This window comes from Paenibacillus sp. FSL K6-3182 (assembly GCF_037976325.1).
Taxonomy (GTDB): Bacteria; Bacillota; Bacilli; order Paenibacillales; family Paenibacillaceae; genus Pristimantibacillus.
Genome location: NZ_CP150265.1, coordinates 4,439,863 through 4,458,997, shown reverse-complemented (window position 1 = coordinate 4,458,997; position 19,135 = coordinate 4,439,863). Strand labels below are relative to the sequence as shown.

20 protein-coding genes are annotated in these 19,135 nt (G+C 44.9%); 16 read left to right on the top strand and 4 right to left on the bottom strand.

All coding sequences use genetic code 11. The features are described 5' to 3' along the window. Nucleotides 1–33: 33 nt before the first annotated feature. The 4 genes from MHH56_RS19735 to lipB all read left to right on the top strand — a co-directional run bounded on the left by MHH56_RS19735 (nucleotide 34) and on the right by lipB (nucleotide 4,212). A complete protein-coding gene (locus MHH56_RS19735; protein ID WP_339203343.1) occupies nucleotides 34–1,068 on the top strand; it encodes a thiamine pyrophosphate-dependent dehydrogenase E1 component subunit alpha in 1,035 nt (344 codons plus the stop codon). Beyond that, nucleotides 1,068–2,051, top strand: a complete 984-nt coding sequence (locus MHH56_RS19730) for an alpha-ketoacid dehydrogenase subunit beta (RefSeq protein ID WP_339203341.1) — start codon at nucleotides 1,068–1,070, stop codon at nucleotides 2,049–2,051. The genes MHH56_RS19735 and MHH56_RS19730 overlap by 1 nt, the downstream gene beginning before the upstream one ends. 110 nt (nucleotides 2,052–2,161) lie before the next feature. Beyond that, nucleotides 2,162–3,487 carry a dihydrolipoamide acetyltransferase family protein gene (locus tag MHH56_RS19725; RefSeq protein WP_339203339.1) on the top strand — a complete coding sequence of 442 codons (1,326 nt, stop codon included), beginning with the start codon at nucleotides 2,162–2,164 and terminating at the stop codon, nucleotides 3,485–3,487. A gap of 17 nt (nucleotides 3,488–3,504) precedes the next feature. Further along, nucleotides 3,505–4,212 carry a lipoyl(octanoyl) transferase LipB gene (gene lipB, locus MHH56_RS19720; protein WP_339203337.1) on the top strand — a complete coding sequence of 236 codons (708 nt, stop codon included), beginning with the start codon at nucleotides 3,505–3,507 and terminating at the stop codon, nucleotides 4,210–4,212. Here the strand turns inward: lipB and prli42 are convergent. Next, on the bottom strand, nucleotides 4,198–4,299 hold the full coding sequence (gene prli42 / locus MHH56_RS19715; RefSeq protein WP_161807522.1) for a stressosome-associated protein Prli42: 102 nt from the start codon (nucleotides 4,297–4,299) through the stop codon (nucleotides 4,198–4,200). The genes lipB and prli42 overlap by 15 nt on opposite strands. A gap of 96 nt (nucleotides 4,300–4,395) precedes the next feature. On the opposite strand from prli42, the gene MHH56_RS19710 reads away from it, so the two are divergent. Further along, nucleotides 4,396–5,526 carry a M20/M25/M40 family metallo-hydrolase gene (locus MHH56_RS19710; protein WP_339203335.1) on the top strand — a complete coding sequence of 377 codons (1,131 nt, stop codon included), beginning with the start codon at nucleotides 4,396–4,398 and terminating at the stop codon, nucleotides 5,524–5,526. 140 nt (nucleotides 5,527–5,666) lie between these two features. Here MHH56_RS19710 and mciZ read toward each other — a convergent pair whose 3' ends face one another. Then, nucleotides 5,667–5,831 (bottom strand): Z-ring formation inhibitor MciZ, encoded by a 165-nt coding sequence (gene mciZ / locus MHH56_RS19705; protein ID WP_339203333.1) that lies wholly within the window; start codon nucleotides 5,829–5,831, stop codon nucleotides 5,667–5,669. Nucleotides 5,832–5,927: 96 nt separating this feature from the next. Between mciZ and MHH56_RS19700 the strand changes: the two genes are divergently transcribed. The 3 genes from MHH56_RS19700 (at nucleotide 5,928) to MHH56_RS19690 (ending at nucleotide 9,685) form a co-directional block, all read left to right on the top strand. Then, nucleotides 5,928–6,491, top strand: a complete 564-nt coding sequence (locus tag MHH56_RS19700; protein WP_339203332.1) for an NUDIX hydrolase — start codon at nucleotides 5,928–5,930, stop codon at nucleotides 6,489–6,491. 2,007 nt (nucleotides 6,492–8,498) lie between these two features. Continuing rightward, nucleotides 8,499–9,119 carry a stage II sporulation protein M gene (gene spoIIM / locus MHH56_RS19695; RefSeq protein WP_339203331.1) on the top strand — a complete coding sequence of 207 codons (621 nt, stop codon included), beginning with the start codon at nucleotides 8,499–8,501 and terminating at the stop codon, nucleotides 9,117–9,119. A 92-nt stretch (nucleotides 9,120–9,211) separates the two neighbouring features. Beyond that, nucleotides 9,212–9,685, top strand: coding sequence for a Fur family transcriptional regulator (locus tag MHH56_RS19690; RefSeq protein ID WP_339203330.1), 474 nt, complete (start codon nucleotides 9,212–9,214; stop codon nucleotides 9,683–9,685). 50 nt (nucleotides 9,686–9,735) lie between these two features. On the opposite strand, the gene MHH56_RS19685 is transcribed toward MHH56_RS19690, so the two are convergent. Next, entirely contained in the window at nucleotides 9,736–10,587 is an 852-nt protein-coding gene (locus MHH56_RS19685; protein WP_339203328.1) for a S8 family peptidase, read from the bottom strand. Nucleotides 10,588–11,143: 556 nt separating this feature from the next. On the opposite strand from MHH56_RS19685, the gene ald reads away from it, so the two are divergent. The 7 genes from ald to MHH56_RS19650 all read left to right on the top strand — a co-directional run bounded on the left by ald (nucleotide 11,144) and on the right by MHH56_RS19650 (nucleotide 17,384). After that, nucleotides 11,144–12,289, top strand: a complete 1,146-nt coding sequence (gene ald, locus MHH56_RS19680) for an alanine dehydrogenase (RefSeq protein WP_339203326.1) — start codon at nucleotides 11,144–11,146, stop codon at nucleotides 12,287–12,289. 80 nt (nucleotides 12,290–12,369) lie between these two features. Further along, on the top strand, nucleotides 12,370–12,603 hold the full coding sequence (locus tag MHH56_RS19675) for a DUF4227 family protein (RefSeq protein WP_054024318.1): 234 nt from the start codon (nucleotides 12,370–12,372) through the stop codon (nucleotides 12,601–12,603). Between the two features lie 114 nt (nucleotides 12,604–12,717). Next, the gene (gene xerD / locus MHH56_RS19670) at nucleotides 12,718–13,608 is read left to right on the top strand and encodes a site-specific tyrosine recombinase XerD (RefSeq protein WP_339209681.1); all 891 of its coding nucleotides are present in this window, start codon (nucleotides 12,718–12,720) and stop codon (nucleotides 13,606–13,608) included. Between the two features lie 49 nt (nucleotides 13,609–13,657). After that, complete coding sequence (deoB, locus tag MHH56_RS19665) at nucleotides 13,658–14,851, top strand: phosphopentomutase (RefSeq protein ID WP_339203325.1); 1,194 nt, start codon at nucleotides 13,658–13,660, stop codon at nucleotides 14,849–14,851. 57 nt (nucleotides 14,852–14,908) lie between these two features. After that, entirely contained in the window at nucleotides 14,909–15,748 is an 840-nt protein-coding gene (locus MHH56_RS19660; protein ID WP_076271395.1) for a purine-nucleoside phosphorylase, read from the top strand. Nucleotides 15,749–15,857: 109 nt separating this feature from the next. After that, nucleotides 15,858–16,016 carry an aspartyl-phosphate phosphatase Spo0E family protein gene (locus MHH56_RS19655; RefSeq protein WP_083682665.1) on the top strand — a complete coding sequence of 53 codons (159 nt, stop codon included), beginning with the start codon at nucleotides 15,858–15,860 and terminating at the stop codon, nucleotides 16,014–16,016. Nucleotides 16,017–16,052: 36 nt separating this feature from the next. After that, nucleotides 16,053–17,384: a pyrimidine-nucleoside phosphorylase gene (locus MHH56_RS19650; RefSeq protein ID WP_339209680.1), complete on the top strand. Its 1,332-nt coding sequence runs from the start codon at nucleotides 16,053–16,055 to the stop codon at nucleotides 17,382–17,384. Between the two features lie 140 nt (nucleotides 17,385–17,524). On the opposite strand, the gene MHH56_RS19645 is transcribed toward MHH56_RS19650, so the two are convergent. Further along, complete coding sequence (locus MHH56_RS19645; protein WP_339203323.1) at nucleotides 17,525–17,665, bottom strand: hypothetical protein; 141 nt, start codon at nucleotides 17,663–17,665, stop codon at nucleotides 17,525–17,527. A gap of 79 nt (nucleotides 17,666–17,744) precedes the next feature. Here MHH56_RS19645 and MHH56_RS19640 point away from each other — a divergent pair, with 79 nt between their 5' ends. Continuing rightward, a complete protein-coding gene (locus MHH56_RS19640; protein WP_339209679.1) occupies nucleotides 17,745–18,938 on the top strand; it encodes a D-alanyl-D-alanine carboxypeptidase family protein in 1,194 nt (397 codons plus the stop codon). Nucleotides 18,939–19,135 lie beyond the last annotated feature (197 nt).

The following is a 19,135-nucleotide window of genomic DNA, read 5'->3' as shown; positions in this document are numbered from 1 at the left end:
GGTTATAATAGCGCGCAAAAGGAGGAACACCTTATGACCCAATCTGCTTCTACTGGGCAAAATGTTCGTCATTTGGAATTAGGGCTTAGCGATGAGCAAGCAATTGATATGTACGCAACGATGGTGACTGCTCGCAAATTTGATGAGCGTATGCTGCTGCTGCAGCGTGCAGGGAAAATCAATTTTCACGTATCAGGTGTAGGACAAGAGGTAGCACAGGTTGCTGCGGCGTATGCACTTAATCGAGAAACAGATTATTTTTTACCTTATTATCGGGACTATGGCTTCGTGCTCTCTGTTGGTATGACACTGCGTGATTTGTTGCTGTCGGTTTTCGCCAAAGCAGAAGATCCAAATAGCGGCGGGCGCCAGATGCCTGGCCACTTTGGCTCGAAGAAACTGCGAATCGTCACGGGCTCAAGTCCAGTAACAACGCAGGTTCCTCATGCAGTAGGCATAGCACTTGCGGCAAAAATGAAAAACAAGCCTCTTGTTAGCTTTGTTACATTTGGTGAAGGTTCGAGCAATCAAGGCGATTTCCATGAGGGCTGCAACTTTGCTGGAGTACATAAGCTGCCTGTTATTTTCATGTGCGAAAATAACCAATATGCAATCTCAGTTCCTATTCACAAGCAATTAGCAGGTACGGTTGCCGACCGTGCACTTGGTTATGGCTTCCCTGGATATCAGGTTGACGGTAACGATGCACTTGAGATGTACCGTGTTGTGAAGGAGGCGCGTGAGCGCGCAATTGCAGGCGAAGGTCCAACATTGATTGAAGCAATGATGTACCGTATTTCACCACACTCTACTTCAGATAACGATCTCGCTTATCGTACGAAGGAAGAAGTTGATTCCAACCGTGCGAAAGATGGCATCCCAAAATATAAGCAATATCTGATTGATTGCGAGATATGGTCCGAGGAGCTTGAAATTGAGCTTCAAGCCAAAATTCGCAAGATGCTTGACGAGGCTACTGAATATGGCGATAAAGCGCCGTTCCCGACGCCGGAATCTACATTGCTGCACGTTTATGCGGATGATGCTGATCAAGGAGGTACGGAATAATGGCAGTTATTGAATATATTGATGCAATTCGCCAAGGGATGAAGGAAGAAATGGAACGAGACGAAGATGTCTTCGTTCTGGGTGAGGATGTTGGTCTCAAAGGCGGCGTCTTTACAACGACCAAAGGATTGTTGGAGCAATTTGGCGAGGATCGTGTACTTGATACTCCGCTTGCAGAGTCAGCCATTGCAGGTGTTGCAATCGGCGCAGCGATGTATGGCATGAAGCCCATTGCTGAAATGCAGTATTCAGATTTTATGTTTCCGGCTACCAATCAAATTATTAGCGAAGCGGCTAAAATCCGTTATCGCTCGAACAATGATTGGACTTGCCCGCTCGTAATTCGCGCTCCTATTGGCGGCGGTGTTTTTGGAGGGCTGTACCACTCACAATGTACGGAGTCGGTATTTTTCGGTACACCTGGTCTGAAAATTGTTGCTCCATACCGTGCTTATGATGCGAAAGGGCTTCTAAAAGCAGCTGTGCGGGATCCGGACCCCGTGTTGTTTTTTGAGAATAAAAAATGCTACAAGCTCATTATGGATGAAGTTCCAGAAGAGGACTATATTGTTCCTATTGGCAAAGCGAATATTCTTCGCGAAGGCGATGACATTACGGTTATCGGTTATAGTCTGCCTCTTCATTTTGTCGAGCAGGCGGCAGCAGATCTAGCGTCTGAGGGCATTAGCGCTCATATTCTCGATCTACGGACGCTTCAGCCTCTGGACAAAGAAGGCATTCTTGAAGCGGTGAGAAAAACAGGCAAGGTGCTTATTATCCATGAGGACAATAAGACTGGCGGCGTAGGTGCAGAAGTTTCAGCGATCATCGCAGAAGAGCTGCTTTATGAGCTTGATGCTCCAATTATGAGACTATGTGGACCAGACGTGCCAGCGATGCCTATCAACCCGCCGGGCGAGAAGTTTTTTATGCTCAACAAAGATAAAGTTAAAGAAGCAATGCGACAGCTAGCGCTTTATTAAAATATAAGAAGTCTAAAGTACTAAGCTTATATGTCACCGCGAAACGTATGCTGCGCCGCCGAAGGACGGCGGTAGCCGTTTACGCCTCGGCCAGTAGGGAGATGTGAATTATGAAAACTATGACGGAAATCGTCGTGCCTCAACTAGCAGAATCACTTGTATCAGCTACCATCGATAAATGGCTGAAGCAGCCTGGCGATTGGGTTGATGTTTACGAGCCTGTCTGCGAGATTATTACAGATAAAGTGAATGCAGAACTGCCTTCCACTGTAGCCGGCAAGCTTGTTCGTATCCTTGTTGGCAAGGGGGAGACCGTTCCAGTCGGTACTCCAATCTGCATAATTGAAACAGAAGGTTCTGCTGAGGATGCCGGAATCGGGGCTGCGGAATCCCAGACGGCTGCACCAAGAGAGGCAACTGCTACACAAGTAAGTGAAATAGATTTGCAAGACGCTCCAATGCGCAATCGTTTCTCACCGGCTGTACAGCAGCTGGCGGCTGAACACTCCATTCGTCTTACCGATGTTCCAGGAACCGGCTTAGGCGGACGTATCACACGTAAAGACGTTCTTGCCTATGTAGCAGCTGGTGGAGGAAATCAAGCTTCTAGCGGGAATGCTGCTGTTCCTGCAGCCCGAACTGTAGATGCTGCTGCGCAGGTTCGTTCTTCTGGTCTGCATTTGACGGAAACGCCTAGGTTTCCAAAAATCGAAGTGGAAGGAGCATCGGGAGCTGGTCGTGGTGATAGCTTCATTGATGTAACGCCAATTCGGAATACGATTGCTCGCAACATGAGACAAAGCGTAAGTGAAATACCGCATGCATGGACTATGATTGAAGTAGATGTAACGAATCTTGTTCTTCTGCGCAATAAGCTTAAGGATGATTTCATGAAGCGCGAAGGCATTAATTTGACGTATTTGGCATTCCTGCTCAAAGCTGTCGTTAATGCAATAAAAGATGTGCCAATCATGAATTCCATGTGGGCTGTTGATAAAATCATTGTGAAGCGGGATATCAACATCGCGCTGGCGGTTGGTACAGAGGATTCTGTCCTTACACCTGTTATCAAGAATGCTGATCACAAAAACGTAGCCGGTCTTGCCAAAGAAATTGAAGAGCTTGCTCGTAAAACGAGAGAAGGTAAACTGACGCTGTCTGATATGCAGGGCGGAACGTTTACTGTTAACAATACAGGTTCCTTCGGTTCCATTTTGTCATATCCGATTATTAACTATCCGCAGGCTGCCATTCTAACGTTTGAATCCATTGTGAAGCGTCCCGTTGTCATAAATGATATGATCGCTGTTCGTTCAATGGCTAACTTATGTTTGTCACTTGATCATCGGATTTTGGACGGCGTTATTTGTGGTCGTTTCTTACAGCGTGTGAAGGATAATCTAGAGAGCTTTAATCTAGAAAGCAAATTGTATTAGAAAAGGGGAGCACGATCATGGCTGAAGCGGATAACGCAAAAAGCTTGAGACGGCTGGATGCCCAATATATAGGCATGCTCGATTACGCGGAAGCGTGGGAGCTGCAAAAAACATATATAAAGCAAATTGATAAGGAGGAGCGCAATCAGTCGCTGCTCCTTCTTCAGCATCCGCCTACGTATACGATGGGTTCTGACAAACATCCTGAGCACCTTCTGCTAGATGAGGCAGAGCTTAAGGAACGAGGTATCGCTTTTTATCAAATCGACCGCGGCGGGGATATTACTTATCATGGCCCTGGCCAGCTAGTCGGCTATCCACTTCTTTATCTAGATGCAGTAGGTCTTAATTTGCATGCCTATTTGCGGAGCCTTGAGCAGGTCATTATTAATTGGCTGAGCGAGTATGGTATAGAAGCGGGCAGAAAGCCGGAATATACAGGAGTATGGGTCGGTGATCTGAAAATAGCGGCCATAGGCGTAAAATTTAATAAAGCCCGCCATCAGCGGGGCTTTATTACGAGTCATGGATTCGCTCTTAATATTAAATCTGGCATTGCCGAAGAAGGATTTAGTGGGATTATTCCTTGTGGTATCCAGCAGTTCGGCGTAACATCCTTTAATGATTTAACAGGGCTTGATTTATCGGTTGAGGAAGCGGCGAACCAATTGCTCCCTCATTTTGTGAAAGAATTCAGATGTGAATTGGATCTAGTAAAGAAATAGTGATCCAAGACCAGCTAGCAAGGATGATAAAACTAATGCCGATACGAGAACGATGGCAACAATTCGAATCAATCGCTGTCTGCGCATATGAAAAACCCCTTTCTTGATTTGGAACGTCATAGCTTGCTATGAGCTTGTCATTTACTCTATTGTATACGAAAGTTATGGACGGAGGAAACGTTAATGATTACAAAAGATCGTTTAGTGAATGAATTTATGGAATTGGTGAAGATAGATAGCGAAACAAAACACGAGCAGGAAATAAGCCGTGTGCTAAAGCAAAAGTTTGAAGCGCTTGGCTTGCAAATTAGCGAAGATGATGCAGCAGCTAAGACCGGGCATGGCGCAGGGAATCTATTTGCAATATGGGAAGCAGAGGGAGCATCAGCATCAGCACCAACGATTTTTTTTACATGCCATATGGACACAGTAACACCTGGTGTTGGCATCAAGCCGCAGCTTGACGCTGATGGTTATATAAGAAGTGATGGAACAACGATTCTTGGAGCTGATGATAAAGCAGGCATTTCTGCCATTTTTGAAGCAATCCGTGTTGTTAAGGAGCAGTCCATTCCACATGGGCGTATTCAATTCGTCATTACGGTAGGAGAAGAATCAGGTCTACTTGGCGCACGCTCACTTGATGCATCGAAGCTGGAAGCTAAGTTTGGATACGCGCTTGATTCGAATGGCGCCGTTGGTGATATAGCAGTAGCAGCGCCGACACAGGCGAAAGTTACGATCAAAATGTATGGTCGTTCAGCACATGCTGGCGTTAATCCTGAGGATGGGATCAGTGCCATTCAAGTTGCTGCAAAAGCAATTGCAAGAATGCCGCTTGGACGTATAGATAAAGAAACAACGGCGAATATCGGCCGATTCGAAGGCGGCGGCGCTACAAATATTGTGTGTGATTTTGTGACGCTGTATGCTGAGGCGAGAAGCATTGTACAGCATAAGCTGGACAATCAGATTGTTGCGATGCGAAAAGCGGTTGAGAGTGCTGCAGAAGAGTTTGGTGCACGGGGAGAGCTCGAAAGTGAAATCATTTACCCTGCTTATCAATACGATGATGAAGATCCAGTAGTACAGCTCGCCAAAAAAGCAATCACAGCAATCGGCCGTACGCCGCGTACATTCCATTCTGGCGGGGGAAGCGATGCAAATATTTTTAACGGCTTAGGCATTCCTACAGTCAATCTAGCTGTTGGCTATGAGCATATTCATACGACGAAAGAACAGATCAAGGTAGATGATTTGGTGAAAACGACTGAGCTTGTTGTTGAAATTATTAAACAAGCGTCTGAAGCATAATAGAATTAGCAGAGGTCTTAAGAAGCGATAGCTTCGATTGGCCTTGTCGTAAAATGACAGAAAGCCCTTCGATCCTGCGGCTCAGTTTTGGCTGATCGCGGAAGGAGGGTTTTTGTCTAAATGCATGCGTCCGTGACTGATTAATTCGTTTTTTCCAAAGGAACACGGCGTACGCTGATGACATTTGTATATTCGGACATTGGTGTTCTTGATAAGGATGAAGCAGAAAGCTTGCGCAGCTGATGTTTTATTTCCCAGCCTTTTCCTACTAAGCGCAAGTGATTGAGTGCAACATATTGTTTCATATTAATCTCCCCTGTCGATTTGATATAATGATAGTTATGCAGAGGCAGGACAAGTTATGCGAAAGAATCAAATTCAATTTTAAGGAGCGAATACGAGTGGAAGAGCAGCAAAGAGCTGAGTTGTGGCGTGAGGAAACGATTAAGACAGAACCTATTTTTGAAGGTAAAATGATTACGCTGCAGGTTGATACCGTCACACTTGCAGACGGCAGAACCGCAACTAGAGAAATCGTCAAACACCCGGGAGCAGCAGCAGTTATGGCGCTTTTGGATGGAAAGCTGCTTGTAGTGGAGCAATTTCGCAAGCCGCTGGAAAAATTCCAAATCGAGATTCCTGCTGGCAAGCTTGATCCAGGCGAAGACCCGATGACAGCAGCAGCTCGTGAGCTTGAAGAAGAGACGGGTTACCGCTCTGATGATTTGACTCTTCTAAGCGCTTTCTATACATCACCAGGGTTTGCAGATGAGAAGCTATATATTTACTTCACTGATAAAGTGGAGCAGGGCGTAATAAACCCGGACGACGATGAAGACTTGAAGGTTGAAGCCATCACTCTCGAGCAAGCTGAAGCCTATATCCAAGAAGGCCGTATTAGCGACGCCAAAACGATCCTAGCCGTCTACGCTTGGAAACTATACACTTTGACAGGTCGGTTCTAACCGACCCTGTCTTCCCACAACATACCCGTCATACCTCTCTCAAACCCCTCATATAATGAAAAGTAAGACAACCCCTTGGGTAATTTAGTGATTTTTTTAAATTTATAGGAATGTAGAGTTGTGTAACTGTAGAGATGTAGAGATGTAGAGATGTAGAGATGTAACTATAGAGATGTAGAACTTTAGAACAGTAGAGCTATGGAAGTCTGGAAGTCTGGTACGGTAGATCTCTAGAGCTATTGAGCAGTGAATCTCTGGAATTCTGGGACGTTAGATCTGTGGAACTGTAGATCTTTAAATCTTTGAATCTGTAAATTTGTACAATTGTAACTTTGTAAATGTGTGAAATTGTAGAATAGCAGAACTCAAGAACTCAAGAACTCAAGAACTCAAGAACTCAAGAACTCAAGAACTCAAGAACTCAAGAACTCAAGAACTCAAGAACTTAAGAACTTAAGAACTTAAGAACTTAAGAACTTAAGAACTTTTGAACTCAAGAACTCAAGAACCATAGAACAACAGAACTCTAGAACCGTAAGCTGTATATTTCTAATTTTGGCTTATTGTTTTTTTTGTATTTAACAGCTCTTATATTTGTTTTTAGTGTTAATTTTTTGGTTTGCGGTGGTTCTCTTACTTTTGGGGACGCACTTCTCGTATTTAGCCCTGCAAGGTTCATTGTGTATATCAAGGTTGCTTTTGCATCGTTAAATGCGCTCTTAACGGACATAAAAGCTGTTATTTGTGAAGAAATCGACCAAAACAGACTACTAATGGACATGAGTTCCGTTATTTGGATGAAAAGGAACAGAATCGAAGCTTTCAAACCTATATAAGAGATCCTATGTCCGTAAGATCAGAAAAAAGGTGGAAAATAGCTAAATAAGGTATCTAATGTCCGTTAGCATCTAGAGCGGAGGATTATTATTGTTTTAAACTAATCTATTCATTGATCGATCTCAATTTCTAGAAGCATAAATTTATATAGTTATAATCAGTGCAAATTATAAAAAAACACCCATAAATTGAAACTTGGTTTTCAATAATCTTGAAATTCCTTTAAATTTTCTACTATATGGTTATATGTTTGTAACTAAACTAAATAACTAACTAATTAAACTGACAATCTCCAAGTGTGTCTAGTAAGGACGAAAGCGCTCCACCTTAAACCATATGTTCCATCACAGAGTACCGCCAACGTTTGTCGAGTTACTGGTGTCCTGCGGGAGCAGCTTGAGGCTCTCCCTGGAAGGGTGTGTTTGTAAGAGTTCTAACTAAAGTCTAAATAAAAAACTAAGCGACAAATCATTGCCACTAATCTTTTTAAAGGTTTAAAAGCTTTGAAGTAGCTCAAAACGAGAATTGAGTAGCATGCAATCACAAGAACAAGCTTTCGTGTCCCACAGGGACGAAAGCGCTCCGCAGTAAGCCAAGCATGTCCGCACAGAGTATCGCCAACGTTAGTCGAGTTGCGGGTGTCCAGAGTGTGCAACCCTTAGGGCCCTCCCTTGGAAGGGAAGGTTTGGGTGGGTTCGAAAAGCTTTTAACTTAAAAAGCCTATGCTAAAAAGTCATTACTGCCAATCTTTAAACTGATTTTAAAAGGATTTTAAAAGGATTAAAAGTTGTTAGAAGGCTTTAAAAGCTTTGAAATAGTTCAAAACGAGAATTGAGCAGCATGCAATGAAATCACAAGCTTCCAGCGTGTCCCGCAGGGACGAAAGCGCTCCACAGTAAGCCAAGCATATCCACACAGAGTAGTCGCCAACGTTAGTTGAGTTGCGGGTGTCCAGAGGGTGCAACCCTTGGGACCCTCCCTTGGAAGGGAGGGTTTGGGTGGGTTCGAAAAGCCTTTATGTAGTGTGTTAGAAGTCCTTAATGTAGGTAGTGTCCTTTATCAAGGTTGTAGACTAACTGTAAGATGTGTCCTATCTATAGGTGCAGTTTATCTAAAAGTAAGGCCCTAATTTTAGGGCGGGGTCAAACAACTCCGAAAGGTCCGGTGACCATGGCCAAAAATCAATTGTCGTTATACGTTTTTGTGTCGGTTCTTTTTATCGTAGGTGTCATTTTCGGCGCATTGATGGTCAATGCACTGACGCTGGAGCAGCAGCAGGATCTAGCTCAAGATGTAGATCAATATGTTCAACTGATCAATCAGGGCATCGGTTCTGGAGCTGCGGATTCGTTTTGGGATCGGTTTTTTTTCCATAGCAAGTGGCTGCTTGTACTATGGCTGCTCGGAATTACGGTGATTGGCATACCGGGAGTGCTCGCGCTTAATTTCTTGAAAGGGGCATTAGTTGGCTTTTCGGTAGGGACGCTGATCAATCAATATGCATGGAAGGGAGTACTGTTCTCGCTGGTCTCCATCGCGCCTCAGAATATTATTGCAATACCGGCAATGGTTATCATGAGTGCTGCTGCAATATCCTTCTCCATGTTCGTTATCAAAAATAGGCTCCTCCGGCAAAAGGGGGAACTTGCGCCTGAGTTGGGCTCGTTTACATCAACAGCCGTGCTGATGCTATTTCTTTTTGCAGGAGCAGCATTGTTAGAGGCGTATATTTCACCAACATTAATCAGTTGGGTTTCGCCCCTTCTCGCGTCCGTTAGCGCCACAATCTGACACCAAAATGTTTGACTTTACGGCATGTTAGCCCCTATAATGAGAGGAAACCTTTCCTGAAAAAGGCGCAGTCATGTGGTAGGGGGGAAATCATGGAAGCCCGGATTGATAAGATTAAACAACAGTTGCAGTCGCAGGGCTACAAATTAACCCCGCAGCGCGAAGCAACGGTACGAGTTTTACTTGAAAATGAAGATGACCATCTTAGCGCTGAAGATGTATTTATGCTAGTTAAGGATAAAGCTCCAGAAATCGGACTTGCAACGGTTTATCGGACATTGGAATTGCTTAGTGAAATGCATGTTGTCGAAAAATTGAATTTTGGCGACGGGGTAGCGCGGTACGATCTTCGTACGGACAGCAATAAACATCACCACCATCACCTCATATGTGTACAATGTGGAACTATGGATGAAATCAAGGAAGACTGGCTTTTGCCTTTAGAAGAGAGGCTAGAGCAGGAATACGGATTTTTTGTGCTCGATCATCGCCTTGATTTTCAAGGCATATGTCATCGATGCAAAGAGAAAAACGACCTTGCAAACCCAAATGAGAATCAATCATAAACGGCTTGGCTGCCCAGCATAACTGGACGGCAAGCCGTTTTGGCATTCTATTAAGCTCTAAAAATATGATCAAGCTGCATTAATCCAGCACCTTGTGCAAGCGAACTATAATTGTTCAGCTTCAGCGCTTTTTTTTGCAGCCTTGTTTTTACCGCGTAGGGACTAATTCCAGGTTTTCCTGCAAGCAGCAAGGCTGCTCCGCCTGCAACATGAGGTGAAGCCATACTAGTGCCGGAGAGCTTCTCGTATTTGCCGCCAAGCCATGTGGATAATATGTTTTCGCCGGGGGCTGAAACGGAGATCCCGCTGCCTCTGCTGCTGAAAGTAGCTATTTTATTTGTTTTTGTCGTAGCCGCTACCGCTATTGTCTCTTTAAAAGAAGCTGGTTCGTCGATTACTCCGCTTGAACGACCTTCATTGCCGGCTGATGCAACAATTAGGATACCTTGCTTTGCTGCACGTTTTATCGCGTTATGCAGCGTATCGCTGCTTTCTGAGCCGAGCACGCCAAAGCTCATATTTATGACATTCATGCGATTTTTGACACACCAATTGATTCCCTCAATAATATCCGAAACAAATCCTTCTCCGTCCTCATTCAGCGCTTTAACTGCATATAAATTCACCTCAGGAGCGGTACCCAATGATTTGCCTGCTCTACCCGCTGCTGCGACGATGCCTGCGACATGGGTGCCATGACCATTATCGTCAGCGTAAGAACCGCCGTTGATTGTGTTAATCCCGCCAGCGATATTCAAGTCGGGATGATTGGCGATTCCTGTGTCGAGGATAGCGACATTAATGGATTTTCCCCGTGTTCTAGCCCATGCATCGGGTGCTTTTACTCGAATAACATTCCATGGCAAAATTGCGGGTATTGTAGCTGGCGTGAGCAGGGGCATTGCATAGCTGTGTTTCCTAGTATTATTATTCTGAAGGCCGTGAGCGCGGATTTTGAAATCTTTTTCGACAAGCTTAACTTGCGGAAGATTCAAGAGTGACTGTAAAGACGAGTTTTTATGAAAATGACAACCGATGATTCGGCTTCTTGAGACGGTTTTGAACGGGGTAATTCCGAGTTGTTTGAGGTGCCGAAGACAGCGTTTATAGGATTTAGCTGATTGGAGTGTTATTAGTTTCCGATTGGTGTTTTGAGACGATTTACAAGAAATACAGCTTTTAAATATACCTTTTAATTTTGACAATGGACCTAGAACCCCCTAATCAAGCAATTCCTTTTTCAGTCTATGGGATAGGATGTATTTCGGTATGGGTACTTGTCACTTTGACACATATTTTTCGAAATATAACAAAGTATAGAAATGAAGCTTATGTTCTACATATATTTTGCTGTGAAGTTCACGGAAAGGACGATCATTCCATGCCGAACTCTCATACAACATAGAAAGCGGTTATTTAAGCATCAACAATCACAAAGCTTTAGAGGAGGAAATGGGCATGATTGTAGGCGTACCAAAAGAAATTAAACAAAGCGAGTACCGTGTTGCCTTAACTCCCGCTGGCGTTACGATGTTGTCAGGAGCTGGGCATAAAGTGCTTGTAGAAACAGGAGCCGGCAGCGGCAGTGGTTTTGAAGACAGCGATTACGAGCGTGAAGGTGCTGAGATCGTTGCGAGCGCAGCAGAGGTATGGATGCGTGCGGAAATGATTATGAAGGTGAAAGAGCCTCTTTCAGAGGAGTTCGGTTATTTTCGCGAAGGCTTGTTGCTGTTTACGTACTTGCATTTGGCCGCAGCCCCTGACTTAACGAAAGCGCTCGTGGACAGTGGAGTGACTGGTATCGCTTATGAGACGATACAACTTGCAAACGGCAGCCTGCCGCTGCTTACGCCGATGAGTGAAGTGGCAGGCAGAATGTCAGTGCAGGTAGGTGCGCAGTTTTTAGAAGCGTTTAACGGTGGAAGAGGGGTGCTGCTCGGCGGGGTTCCAGGCGTTCCACCGGCAGAGGTCGTCATTATTGGTGGCGGAATCGTAGGGACGAATGCGGCGAAAATTGCGCTGGGAATGGGTGCAAATGTAGTTGTTTTGGAGAAAAGTGCCGACCGTATGAGATATTTGGATGATATTTTTGGCGGAAGAATTCATACGCTGATGTCGAGTCCGTATCATATTGCAGAAGCTGTTGCTAAAGCAGATTTGCTTATAGGGGCAGTTCTTATTCCAGGTGCACGCGCACCACATTTGGTAACAGAACCGATGGTACAAAGAATGAAAAAAGGTGCAGTAATCGTCGATGTAGCAGTCGACCAAGGCGGATCGATTGCAACGGTAGACCGGCCGACAACGCATAAAGATCCAATCTATATGAAGCACGGGGTCGTTCATTATGCCGTTGCTAATATACCAGGCGCAGTGCCGCGGACGTCGACTATCGCTTTAACGAACGTAACGAGCTCCTATGCGCTTGATTTGGCGAATAATGGAATGAACGCTGTTCAAAAAAGCTTGCCGCTGCAAAAAGGCGTGAATACTCATGCAGGTAAAGTAACGTATAAGCCGGTTGCTACAGCGACCAATCAGCCTTATGTGCCATTAGAAAATTTGTTGAATAACGTTCCTTACGAGCAATTGAAGGATGATTGACATAATAGAACCTGCCTCCTCATATGGTGATACGGATGGACAAGTGACAACGTATCGGCTAATGAAGGAGGCTGGTTTACATGGTTTTCTCGATACGGAGATGGACGAGCCGTATTTTCTTTATTTTTGTTTTTGTAGTATTGCTTTTTGTCGTCACAGGGGGCTATCGCTGGCTTGCCGACGCGATTTCACCTATCCATCCTTATCGTGAGCCTAAAGGGCATGCCATGAAGGTTTTTGTGACGGACCCTAATTCTCCAGACAGTAAAGATGCTGCCGATCGGCTTCGCTGGTTTTATTGGTATGGGGAGTAAAGGATTGTTAAGGTTGTGCAGATAAACGATCTCAAGCAGGATTAATAGAGTCGAATGTTGAATATTTTTGTAGAAAAGCATGTTAGAATGGTGTCTTATGTGAAAGGAAGTCCAATGAAGGCTCATTTAAATCGCTACATTCAACATTTGCAGGTAGAACGAGGTTTGTCAGCAAATACGCTTTCTTCATATGAGCGGGATTTGAATCAGTTTATAGCTTATATTGACCAGCAAGGCTTGACCGAGCTTACTGCTGTGAAGCGGCATCACATGTCGAGGTATATGCTCCACTTGAAGGAACAGGGCAGGAAAGCCGCTACGTTATCCAGGCACATCGTGTCAGTACGAGCATTTTTTCATTTCCTTCTCGCAGAGGACGTTATTCAAAGCAATCCGTCTATCTATATGGAGGCCCCAAAGCAGGAGAAGAAGCCGCCAAGCATATTAAGCGTCTCTGTGACGAATAAGCTTCTTGAGACGCCGAATTGCTCAAGTGCAGCCGGCAAACGTGACAAAGCCATGCTGGAGCTCATTTATGCAACAGGAATAAGAGTGTCAGAGCTTGTCTCGCTTAATATTGAGCATGTTAATATGCAGCTAGAATTTATTCAATGTATGGGTACAGGCCAAAAGGAACGGCTTGTTCCTTTTGGAAAATTAGCTTCCGAGGCAATTGTAGACTATTTGCAATATGGCCGTGATGAATTGCTGACAGAAAGAGCGTCTGAATCGGCGTTGTTTCTAAATCATTTAGGAACACGTTTGACAAGACAAGGATTTTGGAAGACGATAAAGAAGTACACGAAGGAAGCTGGGATTGAAGAAGAGATTACGCCACATACACTTAGACATTCCGTAGCAGCACATTTACTCGATAACGGAGCGGATATTCGTTCTGTTCAGGAACTGCTAGGACATGCGGATATATCATCTACGCTCAAGTATACCCAAGTGTCCAAAGAGCGAATGAAAGAAGTTTATTCTCGAGCTCATCCGCGTGCTTAACAAAGGTCGACATCGATAAATCCCAATTACAGAGGAGGTAGTCATACATATGAGATTTGATCGAATAACAGTAATCGTTTTGGATAGCGTTGGAATAGGTGAACTGCCAGATGCTGAGGCATTCGGTGATCTTGGCTCACATACGCTAGGCCATATCATAGAAAAAGCACCGTCAACGCAGCTTCAGAATCTTAGAAGATGGGGTCTTGATCGAATAGCTAGCATCCATGATTGGAGTCCATCTTCAGAAGCTCCCGCAGCATATTATGGTAAAATGGCTGAGGTGTCCGTTGGCAAGGATACGATGACTGGTCACTGGGAGCTTATGGGGCTAGAAATGACAGTGCCATTTCAAACGTTTCCGGATGGTTTTCCTCCTGAGCTGCTTACCCCATTCGAGGAGCGAACAGGCCGTAAAGTCATTGGAAACAAACCAGCAAGCGGTACAGACATACTCGATGAGCTGGGTGCCGAGCAAATGGAAACTGGCGCATGGATTGTTTATACATCAGCTGATAGTGTATTTCAAATTGCTGCGCATGAAGAGATCATTCCGCTCGAGGAGCTCTACCGCGCTTGTGAAATAGCAAGAGAGCTGACAATGGACGAGCGCTTCACAGTAGGGCGCGTCATCGCAAGACCTTATATTGGCGAGCCAGGCGCTTTTAAACGAACGCCTAATCGTCATGATTACGCGGTGAAGCCTCCACAGCCAACAGTATTGAATGCGTTGAAGGACGCTGGTTTCGATTCCATTGCAATTGGGAAAATCAATGATATTTTTGACGGAGAAGGCATTACAGCTTCTACTCCGACAAAAAGCAATGCGGACGGCATCGACAAAACGATCGAACAACTGAAGCAGCCTTTTAAAGGCCTTCTGTTCACGAACCTTGTAGATTTCGACTCGCTTTATGGCCATCGCCGCGATCCAATTGGCTACGCCTCAGCTTTGGAAGAGTTCGACGTAGCAATTCCTTTGCTTGAGAAACAGCTTGGCGAGCGAGACTTGCTTATCGTGACTGCGGACCATGGCAATGATCCCGTACATCCAGGTACAGACCATACTCGTGAATACGTACCAATATTGCTCGTGAGTCCTGCTTTTAACGAGCCAGGGCCTCTCCAAGTACGTTCTACGTTCTCTGATCTTGGAGCAACAATAGCCGATAATTTTGGTGTTGCAACACCACCTAACGGAACCAGCTTCCTGTCTGAGCTTATTACACGGGAACAAAAGTAATTATTTTTACAATTGGGTACAAATCGTTTTATGAACATACTTTTAGGAGGAAATAGAATGACAACAATTACTTCGGCAGGACTAACAGCAGCAAACATTAAGGAAGCAGCACAATATATCGAGGCTCAAACAGAGCAAAGACCGGAAATTGGTTTAATTATGGGTTCGGGACTTGGTGTGCTTGGAGACTATTTGGAAAATGCGATTACGATTCAATATCATGATATTCCTCATTTCCCGATTTCCACTGTTGAAGGACATGCGGGCGAGCTGCTCATTGGTACACTTTCGGGCAGAACGGTATTGCTGATGCGCGGTCGTTTTCATATGTATGAAGGTTATGGTCCGGAACTAACGGCATTTCCTGTACGTGTCATGAAGGCGCTAGGTGTGAAAACATTGCTTGTTACCAATGCAGCTGGCGGAGTCAATATGGATTATGAAGCAGGCAACCTAATGTTGATTTCAGACCATTTGAATATGACTGGCAAAAATCCGTTAATCGGACCAAACGACAACGAGCTTGGCGTAAGGTTTCCAGATATGTCGGAGGCATACAGCAAGCGTCTGCGTGCTGTTGCAAGAGATATTGCAAAAGAGCAAGGCTTTACACTTCGTGAAGGTGTGTATGCAGGTTTGCTTGGACCAACTTATGAGACACCAGCAGAAATTCGAATGCTGCGGGTTCTTGGAGCTGATGCTGTCGGAATGTCGACTGTTGCCGAAGTTATTGCAGCACGTCATTCAGAGATTGAGGTCATCGGAATATCGTGTATTAGCAATATGGCAGCGGGTATTTTGGATCAGCCGCTGTCGCATGGAGAAGTTATGGAAACGACTGAACGTGTCAAGTCCCAATTTTTGGGTCTAGTTAATGCATTGATTGCGAAAATGTAACAAATTCGTAACACAATTGTAATATATTCGTCGACTCAATATGACAGTGTTTTTTTTACGTTTCGTCGTATAATGTCCATGACCAAAGAAAGATGGAGTGGACAATGACATGGACAAGCAAGTTCTCACACAGATGGAGCAGTTGCGTAAAAAAATGATAGAAGCAGCTCTATTGAATGAAAGCCTTCAGCACTTGGACGTGCTTGTACTAAGCCAGACTTTAGATGAGATTATTGTCCAGGTGCAGAGGGAGCGACGCGCTTTATAACGGATCAACAACGTAATGGTGAATGGAGAGGGACAAATGCGGTCGGTAGATCTTATACAGAAGAAAAGAGATGGCGGCGAGCTGACCGCTTCGGAGTTAACTTTTTTAATTGATGGTTATTCTCGTGGCGATATCCCGGATTATCAGCTGTCAGCATGGGCGATGGCTGTTTTTTTTCAAGGGATGACGCCTAGAGAAACAGCAGCTTTAACGCTTGCAATGGCTAATTCAGGCGATCAGGTCGATCTTGGTCCTATTAGCGGAATTAAAGTCGATAAACATAGCACAGGAGGCGTGGGGGATAAAACAACTTTGATCCTTGCGCCATTAGTCGCATCCGTAGGCATTCCTGTTGCCAAAATGTCCGGTCGAGGCTTAGGCCACACTGGCGGCACGATTGATAAGCTGGAATCCATTGAAGGCTTTCGTACGGAGCTCTCACGCGAGAAATTTATGACACAGGTGAACGATATTGGTTTATCCGTCATAGGGCAGAGCGGAAATCTTGCGCCAGCGGATAAGAAGCTATATGCCCTTCGTGATGTTACCGCTACAGTAGAGTCCATTCCACTTATCGCAAGCTCAGTAATGAGCAAAAAAATTGCTGCAGGCGCTAATGCCATCGTGCTTGATGTCAAAACAGGCAGTGGAGCATTTATGAAAACGCTAGAGCATTCTGAGCAATTAGCGCAAGCGATGGTAGATATCGGAACAGAGGTCGGACGGAATACGGCTGCTGTTATAAGTGATATGGATCAGCCGCTTGGCTTTGCGATTGGAAATGCTTTAGAAGTACAAGAATCAATTGAAACGCTCAAAGGAAATGGCCCTGAGGATCTTACAGAGCTTTGTTTAACGCTTGGGGCACATATGGTTATCTTAGGCGGGAAATCCGATTCTGTGGAGTCTGCGAAGCAGCTGCTGCGTGATCAGATCGCAAGCGGAGCTGCTTTAGATAAGTTCAAAGCATTTATTACTGCACAGGGTGGGGACGCTTCAATTGTTGATGATCCAACGAAGCTTCCGCAAGCGCCTTTCATTGTAGAAGTGAAAGCATCGGACTCTGGTTTTGTCAACGCGATTGAAGCCGAACAGCTGGGGATAGCCGCTATGCTGCTTGGTGCAGGAAGGGCGACATACGACGCTTCAATTGATTATGCCGTTGGAGTCACACTTCGCAAGAAGTTTGGAGATCCAGTAAATGCTGGTGATACGCTTGCCCTGCTTCATGTCCGTGAATCAAATGAATCCACACTTGCAGTTGCTGAGCGAGTAAAGCAAGCACTTACGATATCTTCGGAGAAGCCGCTGTCTCGTCCATTGCTATTATCCGTAATAACAGCAGAAGGCATTACTAGGTATAATTAAATATTTTTTTATGAAATCCGCTCCGCAATTTGGGGGCGGATTTTTTTGCGTTTCAATTAACTCTAGCTGATGGAATAATTTCCAACTTAAGAGTCAACACTAAAAAGAGAAATATAAGCGAATTGCGCAGCTTAGAACACTTACGAAGTAAGTTTTTGCTTCACAAAACTAAGCGGATGCTTACGAAGCGAGTTTTGCTTCTCAAAACTAAGCGAATGCTTACGAAGCAAGTTTTGCTTCATAAAACTAAGCGAATGCTTACGAAGCGAGTTTTGCTTCACAAAACTAAGCGAATGCTTACGAAGCAAGTTTTGCTTTTCAAAACTTTAACAGGAGGAGATTTAGTTGGTAAATCGTACTATGAAGCTCTGTATAATCATTCTTGCATTCGCGCTTGTGCTGCCGACAGCCGCTTTTGCTGCTGTGGAGCCAACACCAGCTCCCGGTCCGACCCCTGCGCCGCAAAGTCAGGCCTCTAACGCTAATTTAGCACCTTCAGCACGTTCTGCCATCCTTATGGATGCGGATAGCGGGACGGTTATTTACGAAAAAAATAGCCATGATAAGCTACCGCCTGCAAGTATCACCAAAATAATGACGCTGCTGCTTATTATGGAGGCACTTGATGACGGCAAGATTAAACTAACAGACAAGGTACAAACGAGCGAATACGCAGCTTCTATGGGCGGCTCACAAATCTTTCTTGAGCCGGGAGAAGAAATGACCGTAGACGATATGATTAAGGGCATAGCGCTCGCATCAGGCAATGATGCATCCGTGGCTATGGCTGAGAAGCTTGCGGGTACAGAGCAGCAATTCGTAACGATGATGAATGAGCGGGCCCAGCAGCTTGGCATGAACGATACACAGTTTTCTAACCCAAACGGCCTGCCTGTAGCCAATCATTTCTCATCGGCGCATGATATTGCGGTGATGTCTCGGGAGCTGTTAAAGCATTCGGAAGTAACCAAATATACAGGGCTTTATCAGGATTACTTAAGAAAGACGTCCGCGAAGCCTTTCTGGCTCGTAAATACGAATAAACTAGTACGTTTTTATAGTGGCGCTGATGGTTTGAAGACTGGCTTCACGAGTGAAGCCAAATATTGCCTCTCGGCTACAGCAAGGCGGGATGACATGCGCGTCATTGCTGTTGTAATGGGAGAGCCAGATACGAAAACCAGAAATGCTGAAGTTTCGCAAATGTTCGATTACACGTTCGCGCAGTACATGAATCACTCGATTATTAAAGAAGGCGAGTCGATGGGGACGCTGAAAATCGAGAAGGGCACTGCCGCGGAACTTCCGCTTGTCGCTAAGCATGCGTACAGCGTTCTGCTTAAAAAGGGCAGTCCAACAAAAGATATCCGTTATGAGCTGAAAATTGCGGGTCCGCTCAAAGCGCCAGTTCAAATTGGTCAACCGATTGGCAAGCTTGTTGTCTATCAAGGCGATCAAGTGCTCAAAGAATTTGATGTGGATGCTCCCTTGTCTGTTGAACGGGCAGGCTGGTGGAAATTGTTGAAGCGTTCCTTCTCTGGTCTATTTGCGTAACAAACACATAAACTTTATGTCTGAAAGCGACTCGTTTTTTGTCAGCTGTTAGCGGTATGCTTCTAGTTTTGTCGGCATGCAGGAATCGTGAAGCATTTTGGAGAATTGCTAGTTCTATCTCGGCAAGTGTAAACGGCTGAACCTGACTCACCGCAGATCAGTCCACGTTTCACGGTGAAAGGTTAGGAGAGGTATAG

What these genes read in the sequence shown, in the direction of transcription:
- MHH56_RS19675 (WP_054024318.1), top strand. Translation starts at nt 12,370, where the DNA reads ATGGTTTTCTCGATACGGAGATGGACGAGCCGTATTTTCTTTATTTTT.
- MHH56_RS19725 (WP_339203339.1), top strand. Translation starts at nt 2,162, where the DNA reads ATGAAAACTATGACGGAAATCGTCGTGCCTCAACTAGCAGAATCACTT.
- MHH56_RS19640 (WP_339209679.1), top strand. Translation starts at nt 17,745, where the DNA reads ATGAAGCTCTGTATAATCATTCTTGCATTCGCGCTTGTGCTGCCGACA.
- MHH56_RS19730 (WP_339203341.1), top strand. Translation starts at nt 1,068, where the DNA reads ATGGCAGTTATTGAATATATTGATGCAATTCGCCAAGGGATGAAGGAA.
- lipB (WP_339203337.1), top strand. Translation starts at nt 3,505, where the DNA reads ATGGCTGAAGCGGATAACGCAAAAAGCTTGAGACGGCTGGATGCCCAA.
- ald (WP_339203326.1), top strand. Translation starts at nt 11,144, where the DNA reads ATGATTGTAGGCGTACCAAAAGAAATTAAACAAAGCGAGTACCGTGTT.
- MHH56_RS19690 (WP_339203330.1), top strand. Translation starts at nt 9,212, where the DNA reads ATGGAAGCCCGGATTGATAAGATTAAACAACAGTTGCAGTCGCAGGGC.
- deoB (WP_339203325.1), top strand. Translation starts at nt 13,658, where the DNA reads ATGAGATTTGATCGAATAACAGTAATCGTTTTGGATAGCGTTGGAATA.
- MHH56_RS19650 (WP_339209680.1), top strand. Translation starts at nt 16,053, where the DNA reads ATGCGGTCGGTAGATCTTATACAGAAGAAAAGAGATGGCGGCGAGCTG.
- MHH56_RS19685 (WP_339203328.1), bottom strand. Translation starts at nt 10,587, where the DNA reads ATGCCCCTGCTCACGCCAGCTACAATACCCGCAATTTTGCCATGGAAT.
- MHH56_RS19735 (WP_339203343.1), top strand. Translation starts at nt 34, where the DNA reads ATGACCCAATCTGCTTCTACTGGGCAAAATGTTCGTCATTTGGAATTA.
- spoIIM (WP_339203331.1), top strand. Translation starts at nt 8,499, where the DNA reads ATGGCCAAAAATCAATTGTCGTTATACGTTTTTGTGTCGGTTCTTTTT.
- MHH56_RS19655 (WP_083682665.1), top strand. Translation starts at nt 15,858, where the DNA reads ATGGACAAGCAAGTTCTCACACAGATGGAGCAGTTGCGTAAAAAAATG.
- MHH56_RS19660 (WP_076271395.1), top strand. Translation starts at nt 14,909, where the DNA reads ATGACAACAATTACTTCGGCAGGACTAACAGCAGCAAACATTAAGGAA.
- mciZ (WP_339203333.1), bottom strand. Translation starts at nt 5,831, where the DNA reads ATGAAACAATATGTTGCACTCAATCACTTGCGCTTAGTAGGAAAAGGC.
- xerD (WP_339209681.1), top strand. Translation starts at nt 12,718, where the DNA reads ATGAAGGCTCATTTAAATCGCTACATTCAACATTTGCAGGTAGAACGA.
- MHH56_RS19710 (WP_339203335.1), top strand. Translation starts at nt 4,396, where the DNA reads ATGATTACAAAAGATCGTTTAGTGAATGAATTTATGGAATTGGTGAAG.
- prli42 (WP_161807522.1), bottom strand. Translation starts at nt 4,299, where the DNA reads ATGCGCAGACAGCGATTGATTCGAATTGTTGCCATCGTTCTCGTATCG.